The sequence below is a fragment of the Rhodococcus sp. EPR-157 genome (assembly GCF_001647195.1).
In the GTDB taxonomy this organism is placed as follows: Bacteria; Actinomycetota; Actinomycetes; order Mycobacteriales; family Mycobacteriaceae; genus Rhodococcoides.
Genome location: NZ_LVCV01000130.1, coordinates 1 through 9,817, shown reverse-complemented (window position 1 = coordinate 9,817; position 9,817 = coordinate 1). Strand labels below are relative to the sequence as shown.

Annotated in this window: 9 protein-coding genes and 2 pseudogenes; 6 read left to right on the top strand and 5 right to left on the bottom strand. The window is 64.5% G+C overall.

Features of this window, described 5'->3' with window-relative positions:
• Window positions 1-546 precede the first annotated feature (546 nt).
• Window positions 547-663 (top strand): annotated as a pseudogene (locus tag A2J03_RS30900) (cation diffusion facilitator family transporter); the annotation flags it as partial.
• 238 nt (window positions 664-901) lie between these two features.
• Here the strand turns inward: A2J03_RS30900 and A2J03_RS05225 are convergent.
• Window positions 902-2,158 carry an apiosidase-like domain-containing protein gene (locus A2J03_RS05225; protein ID WP_197480626.1) on the bottom strand — a complete coding sequence of 419 codons (1,257 nt, stop codon included), beginning with the start codon at window positions 2,156-2,158 and terminating at the stop codon, window positions 902-904.
• Window positions 2,159-2,975: 817 nt separating this feature from the next.
• Window positions 2,976-3,710, bottom strand: a complete 735-nt coding sequence (locus A2J03_RS05220) for a class I SAM-dependent methyltransferase (RefSeq protein WP_158050650.1) — start codon at window positions 3,708-3,710, stop codon at window positions 2,976-2,978.
• A 178-nt stretch (window positions 3,711-3,888) separates the two neighbouring features.
• Here A2J03_RS05220 and A2J03_RS30895 point away from each other — a divergent pair, with 178 nt between their 5' ends.
• Window positions 3,889-4,512 (top strand): DUF6088 family protein, encoded by a 624-nt coding sequence (locus A2J03_RS30895; protein WP_197480625.1) that lies wholly within the window; start codon window positions 3,889-3,891, stop codon window positions 4,510-4,512.
• Window positions 4,512-5,516, top strand: a complete 1,005-nt coding sequence (locus A2J03_RS05210; RefSeq protein WP_068370459.1) for a nucleotidyl transferase AbiEii/AbiGii toxin family protein — start codon at window positions 4,512-4,514, stop codon at window positions 5,514-5,516. Before A2J03_RS30895 ends, A2J03_RS05210 begins: the two co-directional genes overlap by 1 nt.
• Before the next feature lie 69 nt (window positions 5,517-5,585).
• Here the strand turns inward: A2J03_RS05210 and A2J03_RS05205 are convergent, their stop codons facing one another.
• The 3 genes and pseudogenes from A2J03_RS05205 to A2J03_RS31940 form a co-directional block, all read right to left on the bottom strand.
• Window positions 5,586-6,056 carry an alkylmercury lyase gene (locus A2J03_RS05205; protein ID WP_231912375.1) on the bottom strand — a complete coding sequence of 157 codons (471 nt, stop codon included), beginning with the start codon at window positions 6,054-6,056 and terminating at the stop codon, window positions 5,586-5,588.
• The gene (locus tag A2J03_RS05200) at window positions 6,053-6,454 is read right to left on the bottom strand and encodes a MerR family transcriptional regulator (protein WP_068370456.1); all 402 of its coding nucleotides are present in this window, start codon (window positions 6,452-6,454) and stop codon (window positions 6,053-6,055) included. The genes A2J03_RS05205 and A2J03_RS05200 overlap by 4 nt, the downstream gene beginning before the upstream one ends.
• 90 nt (window positions 6,455-6,544) lie before the next feature.
• A pseudogene (locus tag A2J03_RS31940) lies at window positions 6,545-6,955 on the bottom strand (Tn3 family transposase); the annotation flags it as partial.
• 879 nt (window positions 6,956-7,834) lie between these two features.
• On the opposite strand from A2J03_RS31940, the gene A2J03_RS05185 reads away from it, so the two are divergent.
• The 3 genes from A2J03_RS05185 to A2J03_RS05175 form a co-directional block, all read left to right on the top strand.
• A complete protein-coding gene (locus tag A2J03_RS05185) occupies window positions 7,835-8,041 on the top strand; it encodes a heavy-metal-associated domain-containing protein (RefSeq protein ID WP_068370452.1) in 207 nt (68 codons plus the stop codon).
• 32 nt (window positions 8,042-8,073) lie between these two features.
• Window positions 8,074-9,021, top strand: coding sequence for a hypothetical protein (locus A2J03_RS05180; protein WP_068370450.1), 948 nt, complete (start codon window positions 8,074-8,076; stop codon window positions 9,019-9,021).
• A 28-nt stretch (window positions 9,022-9,049) separates the two neighbouring features.
• On the top strand, window positions 9,050-9,817 hold a 768-nt coding region (locus A2J03_RS05175), incomplete at its 3' end, for a cation transporter (protein ID WP_197480624.1).

The window sequence follows — 9,817 nt, the reverse complement described above, 5'->3', positions numbered from 1 at the left end:
GCCGTCTTCGGGATCCTCAGCGACGCGGATCTGGGCGCACTGATCTGGGTGATATTGACAGGTGTCGGGGCGGCATCTGTGACCGCCCTGTATCTGCTCGACCGGTCCGCCCGGCTCTCCGCACCCCCGGCCAAGAGCACGGTGACCGAGACCGACGAGGTACCGGCCACCAACTAAATGGCTGATTCCTGAAGGTGTCGCTGCGGGCGTAGTAGGCGGAGGGTTTCCAAGTTCACAGCGTGACCAATGAACTGGCAACCCTCCTGCCCGAACTCTATGTGCTCATCGATCCGGAATTGCTCATCCGGGTCGTCGCTGCTCGTGTTCGACTGTGAAGCGCTGATGGATCCGTCACGACCACCACAACGACGACCTACGCGCCGTGCTTCCCTACCTACCCGGACAGCGGACGAACAACAAACGCCTCAGGGTGGCACGAGGATTGCTGTGCAAGACACGTCACATCCTTGCGCGGATCTCACCGTCCCGGTTCGGCAACCTGTGAATCACCGACGCCACCCCGGTTCCGTGCGGATGTCACGGGAAACGATCGCGTTGGCCGCGGACACGATCCACAACTTATCCGATGCGCTGACGGCGGTCCGGCTGTGGATCGCGTTCGCCGACACCTACGGGGTACGGCGCGCCGAAGACCTCGTCGGGCGCGCTCGGCGATGATCACGCTCTCGGCGATCATCGCCGAGCCTGACAGGGCGGTGAGGAGGAAGTTCGGCTGGTGGCGCGAGGTCCCCCGCGACGGTTGGATCAATTCCGCCCTCAGCGTCGTAGTAGGGCGCGGAGAAACGCCCTGAGCCGAGCCACCAGATCGACTACACGACACCCGGTGACAGTCTCTGTCGCTGTAGCCGACCCTCGGTCCGGATCGTAGGCCGAATCTTACTCACGAGGTCAGGACGAGGAGCCAATCGTTGCGACCATCAGCATTCGGGCCTGGCGTCGTAAAAGTTGCCGACATGGGGACGGGGTTCCTCTCGCCGGACGTCGGGTCTATCCACGCTGCTCGCGCCCCGGGCGCCATCGCCGAGATATTCACCGAAATCGTGCGTTGGGTAGGCAGGTAGATCGCTGCCAGGTCGCCGTCCGGAGTCCTTGCCGCCGTAACGTAGTCGTTCTCCAGGACGTCCTTCGCCTCGTCGGTCGTCAGTTCCGTGCCGCGCCCCGCGGTGACCAACTCGTTCGCGGTGTCCGGCACCAGCCGCCACCACTCAAGCGTCGAGAACAGGGCCCGCAACTGCGCGATCTGGGTGAGCGCGCGGGTCGACAACCGCTGCTCCCACCCGTCATGGAACTCCCAGTCGTCACTGCCAACGAACTCACCAGCCGCGCCGGAGGTAAGCGCCCAGAGCACCTGCCGACGAAGGGTCTCATCCGTGGTCGGTGGTGTCTGCGGATGGTTGTTCTCGCCCTCGTAGTTGGCCTCGCCGAGGACCGCCGGAATCGTCGGCTGCCGGCGGTAGGCATCCAGCATGGCCTCATAGGTCGGGTGGTAGGTGTAGACGAAGTTCCAGTCGACACGCTGTGCCCAGTAAGGGTCCTGGGTGGAGATCGACTGAGGATTTAGCTGCATGGTGAACAGCCTGCCGTCCCCCGCCTCGCGGATGCCGCGCATCATCGCGTCGATGCAGAGGTCAGCGTCGCTACCGCGTGCCGGGTCCTCGCTAGCCGAGGCGTAGTCACCCCCCGACATCCAGACGATGTTGGGCAGGTCACGAAAGCGCTGTGCCACCATGCCGCCATACCGCTGGCACTGCTCGATCGACCCGGGGACGAAGGAATTTCCGATGGTCCACCCGTCGATCGGGTAGAGCATGACCGTGATGCCGTGGTCGGCGGCAATCTGCAGGTACGCCGTCACCCGCTCCCAGTAGGGTTCCTGCCACTGAAGAATGTCGCCGTTTACGAACGGGAGCAAACCATCGAACGTGGCGCCGTCATCGCTGGGCGCGCCGTTGCCTATCGCCCCGATCAGCGAGACGATGGCAGCGTTGAAGCCCTGCCTCCCGCGGTCCGCGAACCACAGCCGGGCCTGCTGCGGGGACAGTCTGGTCATCAGAGCCCAGGGAGAGTCGCCCTGCAGCAGAACGGGACTGCCGTATTGATCGAGGAAGTAGCGACGATCGGGACTCACGGAGGTCACGAACGGCGGCCCTCCCGCTCTTGCTTCCCATATAGGGGGCGTGGGCAAAGGTACGACGGGACTGCTAGCCGTACCAGGGATGCTCATGCGCTGTCCTTGATTGAACTGTCCTTGGTGAAAATGCCGCCACAGTCCCCATGAACCACTCGCACCCACCACCAGTACCACTGCCAGCCCCAGGATCCACCAACGGCGGCGTTGCGTCGATCGCTGTGCTGCCATGGTTACGTCGCAGTCCTTCTCTGGAGCCTCCCGCTCGACCCGGACAGCCGACAGCGAGTTCGCCAGCGGCCCGCGCGCGTCGCCGAAAACGGCCGTTGCTCGGGTCTTCAAGGCTAGCGCCGGATCATCGTGCTGTACATGCTGCCTGCCGCCGGCACCGTCGCCACGGCCCGCTCCGCCGAGCACGCACTGACTGATCAGGCCCACCGGCTGCGAGCCCTGGCGCTGAACCCATCACTGCCTGGAATGACGTGATGCCAGCGGCGCCGCCCCGGTGGGTGGTTGGGCAAGCGGGACGGAACAGAAGCGGCTTCGGCCGCACCGATCTCCAGGGGAAGTTCGGCGGGTGCTGCTGTTGGCCGCGCTGATCATCGTTGTAAACAGGGCATACCTCACCCCACTGAGGGTGTCCCCGGCGGGTAGCGCCGAACTTTCCGTCGATCGCCGCTGAGCCCGGCGGTCCGCGATGTGCGCCCGCACCGTGGCGACGTCGGTACCAAAAGACTTCGCAGACAACTCGGCGAGTCCGAGCATCGCTGCAACCGGAGACCCCTGTGCGGCGGGCACCGACAACGGGTTTGCGGGCTCGTTGTCGTCAGCGGCGGAAGACTTGGTAATGAGTCTTTCCTGGCATCGAGGTGGCGAAGAAGCTGCCGACGTGCTCGAAACCGTGCCGGGTGAAGAAGTCGATCGCGAACTGTTGCGCGGTCATGCTGGTGATGTAGCCGGCTCCGGAATCCAGCCACTTCTGAAGGGTGGGCTCGTCGAGACACGCTTCGGTGAGGATGTCGAAGACGATGGTGGCGTGGGTGTCGGCGACCCTGACCATTTCCTCGAAGTACCGGCAGATGTCGAGGATTTCCAGTCCATTCAACACTTTGTGCGTGTGGACCAGATCAATCGAGGTGTCGGGGGTGGCAGCCAGGGTCCGCCCATCGGTCGGCTGCGCGATGACGGCGTATTCGTCGACGAGCCATCGCCGCCAGTCAGCGGCGGTTTCGTAGATTTCGTAGCGCTCCGGTCGGCACCTCGCCGCGACCTTTTCCAGGTAGCGCCCCGATCCTGGGCCGATCTCGCAGACCCTGGTGAGGGGTCGCTCGAACACGCCCAGTTCGGCCAGGCGATCTATGGTGTCCTGGGTGGATCCCGGGACGTTGAAGCGGCTGTCGATGTAGTCCCCGACTGAAAGACCCGCTGCTCGTGCTCCCGCTTGTGTCGCAGCGAAGGGGATATAGTCCTCGAACTTGTCAGGTGTTCGGACGAGTTGAACGCCAGACGGGCGGATCATCGAGTTGATCGCGTTCACCACGCGCTTCTTGAGTCCACTCACCCCCGAGATCATATCCTGTCGTCACCACGCGCGTCGGCTTGTCACCACGCCGTCGGCGCGCACGTCATGTCGCCCACCCCATTCCCTGGAAGATTCGCAGCTGAACCGGCATGTGTTGGGGATGATTGAACCTGAACGGAGTGGACTTCATGACAGGTTTTCAGTACAGTTTCATGTCATGCGGAGGAGAGCAACCAGCCCGGGAAAGGCCTTGGACGAAGTACGTGTCGGTAGGTTCGTGCGTGTCGAAGAACTACCGGGAAGCAGGGCTGCCGCAAGTTCGGCGGTATCGCGCGCTCACAAGCACGGTGACCTTGTAGCAATCCGCAAGGGCTTGTACTTCAAGGGCGCCAAGACGCGATACGGGATGACCTACCCGTCGTCGGAGCAAATCGCGGTGGAAGTGCTGGGCAACGTCGGTGTCGGACCGACCGGATACACCGCGGCGCGCACATTGGGGTTGACCACGCAGGTTCCGACGCAGCCGACACTCACGGTCGCCGGTCCGGTTCCAACATCCGTCCCTGGTGTGAAGATCTGCAAGCGCAATAATATGCGACGGCGCACACTGCGCTATACCGAAATAGCATTGCTGGAACTACTGCGTGGTGAATGGGAGTCCACCGTCGACGGCGGCTGGAGCGCTCTGGCGTCGGCATTCGACGAGGCAGTGCGAGCACACCAGATCCGTCCAACGGTCCTAGCCGAAGCGGTCCGCAGCGAAAGGTCACCGGCAGCCCGCGAGAATTTCGCCCGGCTCACAGGCGATCTAGACGCCCAACACCTAGTCGTGTCCGCCTGATGCCGCTGCTACGTAAGCGTCGCAGTGATCTGCAAGCGCTCATTGGCGCAACGGCTCGCGAGCGCAACATCGACCAAACGTTCATCGAGAAGGATTTTTGGGTCATCGAGGTACTGCGCGCCGCGACCACACCGATCGACGTACTCGCCAAGGACGGCAGTCGGTATCCGGTCAGGACGATATTCAAGGGCGGAACGAGCCTAAGCCGCGCATATGAGTTGATCGAGCGATTCTCCGAGGATGTCGACCTTCTGGTGTCATTTCCCGATGTAGATTCCAGCACGAATGCGCGTGACAAGGTACTCAAGAGCATCCGCGATAACGTGGCGGAGCACTTGGCTCTAGATTCGACACGTGTTGTTGCAGGTGCGGCGACAACCGGTGTGAAACGTAACGTCCGCTATCTCTACCCACGATTTCGGTACCAAGGATCGTCCGCAATCAGTGAAGGCGTACTCCTGGAGATGGGCTGCAGGGGAGGTACATATCCCACGCAACAACATGCACTGCGATCGATGGTTGCCGAGCATGCGATCGATGTTCTCGGCGAAAATCCTGCCGCCTGGGACGAATTCGCACCTGTCTCGGTGGCGGTGCTGGCGCCCGAACGAACGTTGCTTGAGAAACTCGCACTCCTCCACGACGGCGCATCCCGATCACCTGACGACGGGGCCGATGACACTCTCCGCAGGGCTGGGCGCCACCTCTACGACATCTATCAATTGCTCCAATCCGACGATGTCCTCGCTGCACTGAACGCACTTGGACCAAGCGGTGTCGGCGAGCTCTGCAACGATATCGACGAACACAGTGACAGCGCCGGATTCAGCTTTACGCCACGACCACACACAGGTTATTGCATCAGTCCGCTCCTCGACGCCGACTCCCCGTGTCAGACAGCCCTGAGTGAGGGTTACCGCTCTGCTATGAGCCTGGTCTACGGGGCGCAACCGAGTTACGACGAGTGCCTTGCCACGCTTCGGGCCCACGCCTCGTTGCTGTAATCCTCAACGTGGGCACAGGGCCGAGAATTTCGGTGATTGGGCGTCGCTTGACCGCATAAGCCGCGCTTTCTACAAGGTCTCTGGTTTAGCTCCACTTCGGTGCACAGCCTTTTCGGTGGGGTCTGCCGGTTGCGCGGCGGCGCGCCAGGAGCGGAGCACTGTTGCAGGAGATTCGGCGGCGGGTGGGTTGCAGCATGAGGATGCGGTGTCGGACCCGAATGCCGCGGTGCCGTCCGGGACGAGCCGCAACGCGGCGCGCAACGCGCCGACCGAGGGTGCGCCGTCGAGCCGCCCGGTGTCGGAGGGGTAGAGGCGGCACGACAGGCTCGGGACCTGGCCCGGCGTTGCGAACGGGTCGCAGCCGTCGACCAGCAGGGTGGGTGATCCGGTCATACGCGCAGTGGCGGCCCGGCCGGGATCGTCAATCACGCGGCGGATGATCTCGTGCTGCTCCGGCTGGCTGGCGGTCACCTGCCGGATGCGTTGCTCGAGTACCGCCACGTTGGGGCAGTCGGGGACGTGGAGGATTTCCAGTTTCACGGGTGGTCTCCTTCGTGCAGCGAGGTCAGGATCGGACAGGACCGGCGATTACGGGGCAGCTCGCACGTCGCGATCAACTCGGCCAGCGAGCCGCGCATCCGCTGCAGGTCTGCGATACGCCGTTCCAGCTCGGCAACCCTCGACTCGGCCAGTGCGCGGGCGGTGTCGCAGTCGCCGGGGCCGCCGTCGGCCAGCCGCAGCAGTTCGGCAACCTCATCGAGGGTGAACCCCAGCTCCTGGGATCGTTTGACGAACCTGACCACCGCGACCGCCTCGTCGGGGTAGCTGCGGTAGCCCGCTGGGGACCGCGCCGGTCGCGCGAGCAGACCACGGCGCTCGTAATAACGCAGGGTCTGCGCGTTGACCCCCGCCCTGGCCGCCAGCTCACCGGTCCGCATGCACACATTCTCAACCCTGTACCCGAGTACAGGGTCAAGGCCGCACAGCCGTCGGATCGTCTCGGCTGGGTATCTCTCGGTTTCCCCGGGTCAGAACAGGGTGTCACGCACGCGCAGCGGCCGGTACCCGGTGGGGCCGAGCTGGGCGAGTTCGGCGTCAATGTCGACCTCATTGGCGCCGAAGAAGTTGATGTTCTTGCTGTGGGCCGGGGAGATGTGCCTCAGCACCTCGTCGTCGATGCGCCGCGGGCCCGCCGCATCTGTTCGGTCGAAAGCCCGTAATACTCTGCGGTCCAGTCGATTACGGCGTTGGTCGCCAACGTGAGGCACCATGCCTGTTCGGTCTGTCCCTCCAGGTGCCTCGCGCGGACGGTTCCTTCATGCGCGTAGAGCAGGTGTTGGCGGAGCGCGTGCAGGGATTCGCCCTTGTTGAGCTGGCGGGCGGGAGATCTTGCGGCGATAGCCCGGGTCGGACAGATACCGGGCGGCGTAGATCGTGCGGGAACGCGGACTCGACCTGGGCTCGCGGCGGCGCCCCTGCACCGCCTCGTCGAGCACATCGGTGGCCGACTGCGCCAACACGGTGAGCAGGATCGGGTAGCGGCGTTACGGATCCCGGCGTTCCAGGGCTTGGACCGTTAAGCGCCGGCCCACAGTCGCCAGGAACCGCCGCCGCTCCGCCGGCAGCACCGACATATCCAGCTCATCCGCGCCCAGGTTACGCACAGACTTCCCAAACTGATAACGGGTCCTGGTGGGCACCCCCGCCCAGCGGTGTTGGGTGTGCAAGCCCAGGTCGGCGCTTGCAGCGTCGTGGTGGCCCGGGATATGTGGATCCTGGGCATCGAAGCTCGCATGGGCGCCCGGGTGTCGGATATAGGGAACGACGCGGAAGTTGTTGCGCCACAACTGGTGATCTAGGTCGACGCACATACCCACGCTGCGCTTCGAAGAATTTCATGTCGGGGATCGGCGTCCAGCAGGCGGCGGCCGGTGTCATTCATGTCGGCGCCGTCGCCGGCTGAGGTGATTAACGTTCGCGAGATTTCCATCGCGACGACCGGCGTCGGTGGGACGGCGTAGTCAGGAGTACTCCGAGCGCTTCCGGCTCTTTCGCGTCGATACCCCGGTTGCTGTGTCCGTCATCGCCCTCCTCATCTTGCTCGCGCTCTGTAGGCCGGTCTGTATACCGCAGAGGGGTACCGAAAGTTACGCAAGGGGGCACTCAGGTGTCATTGGACTTGTTTCGTTTACTGCCCCGGCCACGCCGCGGAGTAGGTACGGCAAACTTTCGTTGCATACCGTAGGGGGGTATGGTAAATCTTTGGGTGGGTCGCGACGACCTCGATCAAATTCCGAACCGAAGAAAGAAGGACATCGATGAGCACCACCACCGTCACCGTCGCCGGAATGACCTGCGGCCACTGCGTTTCCTCGGTCCGTGAGGAGATCGGCAGCATCCCCGGTGTCACCGCCGTGGATGTCGACCTCGCGAGTGGCCGGGTCGATATCGACTCCGAAACCCCGATTGAGCAGGCGGCCATCGCCCAGGCCGTCGACGAGGCCGGCTACCAGCTCGCCGGCTGACCGACACAGACCCCGGACAGGAGATTCCCACGATGAACGCTTCGTTGAAGTTCGCCGGATTCACCGTCGGCCTGGCCGCGGTCTTCGGGCTCGCCCTCGGGGCCGGGGATGCCTTCGGCCCCGAGGACGCCGCACCGACCGACACACACGACACCTCAACTCACGACGCCGCACCCGTGTCCGCTTCGGGCTCACCGGTCGCCGATCAGACACCTGGAGGACTGATGGTCACCGATCGCGGATACACCCTGGCCTTGGACACGGCGCAGATTTTGGCCGGCGCGGACCTGCCACTGCGGTTCCGAATCCTCGATGCCGACGGAGCGCCCGTCACCCGCTACGTCGAGAGCCACGACAAGCAACTGCACTTGATCGCGGTGCGCCGCGACATGGCCGGGTTCCAGCATGTGCATCCGGTACTCGACGCCGCCGGAACCTGGAGCGTTCCGCTTGATCTGAGCCGCGCGGGGGCGTACCGGGTGTTCGCGGACTTCACCCCGGATGGCGGCGACGGTCTCACCCTCGGGGCTGACCTGCAGGTAGGCGGGGCCTACGATCCGCGGCCACTGCCGCCAGTGGCCGCAGCTGCAGTGGTCGACGGGTACACCGTCACTCTCGACGGCGTCCTCCAGCCGGGACAGGCATCGAAAGTGACGCTGGCGGTCAGCCGGGACGGGCAGCCCGTCACGGATCTGCAGCCCTACCTCGGGGCATACGGGCATTTGGTCGCTTTGCGGGCCGCCGACCTCGGTTACTTGCACGTCCACCCGGACGGACACCCCGGTGACGGGGTCACCGCGCCCGGGCCGGGCATCGACTTTTTTATCACCACCCCGAGTGCGGGCGACTACCGCCTGTTCCTCGACTTCCAGCACGATGGAGTGGTGCGGACCGCCGAATTCACACTGACGGCCGGGCAGATCCCGGGCGCCGCGGTGCCCGCCGCCCCGGAGCCGATGCCCGCCGGGCACGGACACTGACGTACCACCACCCCTGAGAGGAGGAACGATGAATCCCGTCACGCACCACCCGACCGCCGACGGCCAGGTCGAACTCGAAATTGGTGGCATGACCTGCGCCTCGTGCGCGAACCGGATCGAGAAGAAGCTCAACAAGCTCGACGGCGTCACCGCAACGGTGAACTACGCCACCGAAAAGGCACGCGTCGACTACGTCGGTGATGTGTCGACCGAGGATCTCGTGGCCACCGTCGAGCAGGCCGGCTACACCGCCAAGGTCCCCGCGCCCGCCACTTCCTCCAACGACCCCGACGCGGCCGGGCCATCCGAGAATGACCCCACCGCAGCACTGCGTCAACGCCTGCTGATATCGCTGGTGCTCAGTGTGCCGGTGATCGCGATGGCCATGGTTCCGGCACTGCAGTTCACCAACTGGCAGTGGCTTTCCCTCACCCTCGCCGCACCCGTGGTGGTGTGGGGGGCATGGCCGTTCCACAAGGCCGCCTTCACCAACCTGCGGCACGCCACCTCCACGATGGACACCCTCATCTCGATGGGCACCATCGCCGCACTGGGGTGGTCGCTGTATGCCCTGTTCTGGGGCACCGCCGGAACGGCCGGCATGACCCACCCGTTCGAGCTGACCATCTCCCGCTCCGACGGCGCCGGCAACATCTACCTTGAGGCCGCCGCCGGAGTCACCACCTTCATCCTCGCCGGCCGCTACTTCGAAGCACGCTCCAAGCGGCGCGCCGGTGCCGCCCTGAGAGCCCTGCTCGAACTCGGCGCCAAGGAAGTCTCCGTCCTGCGCGATGGT